Source organism: Cupriavidus sp. CP313 (assembly GCF_054072015.1).
In genome coordinates this window covers 1-973 of the sequence record NZ_JBSVZB010000089.1, presented here as the reverse complement: position 1 = coordinate 973, position 973 = coordinate 1, and the positions used below count along the sequence as shown (strand labels likewise).

Annotated in this window: 1 pseudogene; it reads left to right on the top strand. The window is 57.9% G+C overall.

Going from position 1 to position 973, the window contains the following annotated elements:
• Positions 1-486: 486 nt before the first annotated feature.
• Positions 487-897: pseudogene (locus ACW4E8_RS40995) on the top strand (transposase); the annotation flags it as partial.
• Positions 898-973: the final 76 nt, after the last annotated feature.

Sequence of the window (973 nt, the reverse complement as noted above, 5' to 3'; positions counted from 1 at the left end):
TCCTGCTTCGTTTTAGTCATAAACACAGTCGTATGCCTACCCGCTATTGTAAGTGGGGGACTGTGTCCGGCGATTCAGGGGGCCGCTCCAGAACGCCCGCATGATGATCTCGCTAAGGTCTGCCTCTGCGATCACGAGGGCTCGCATGCCCTCCGGCTCGATTACCAGTAGTTCCGAATCCGTCTGTAGGCGAACGGTAGCTACAACTCCCCACCCGACCAGAGAGCTGATATCTCCGGTCAACATTCCTGGACAGCGCGTTCCCAGATTATGTGATTCGATGGAGGCACCCATGAAATCACTCCATACAGGATTTTTTCGGAAGGCCGCAACACGTATGGCAGACTCGCTGCGGCGAGTGGCGTTGTTGCATAACTCCTGGTGCCGCGCGGCGAGCCGAATGACGTTTACGCACAACAGTCATGGAGGCGCCCCTGTAAACTTTGCGTGGACCTGCGTAGATTCTCGACTTTATCGTGCGAGAAGATGCGCAAGGACGAGCACAAGACGCGTGAGCCCAAGGGGGTCTATCGCGTCAGGAACTGGTCGGCATACAACGCCGGGCTGATCGCCAGAGGTGACGTGACGATATGGACCGACAGGAGCGCGCTGAAGCAGGAGCCCGAGGCTGGATCGCTCAATCGTGGCCGGCCACGCGTCTACTCGGACGCCGTGATTCAGATGCTGCTCGGACTCAAGCAGGTGTTTCGTCTGCCGCTGCGCGCTCTTCAGCGCTTTGCTCACAGCGTTCGCAGGCTCGCCTTGGCTGAATTGCTTGTGCCGAATTACCCGACACTGAGTCGCCGCGCGCAAGAACTGGAGGTGGTGCTGCCGGTACAGCGCGCCGATGAGTCGCTGCATCTCGTCGTCGACAGCACGGGTCTGAAGGTATTTGGCGTATGCGCAAGCCAGGAACGATTTCTTGATACTCGCACGTTGTGTTAATGAGGACGACCACTCAAACACAGCATGA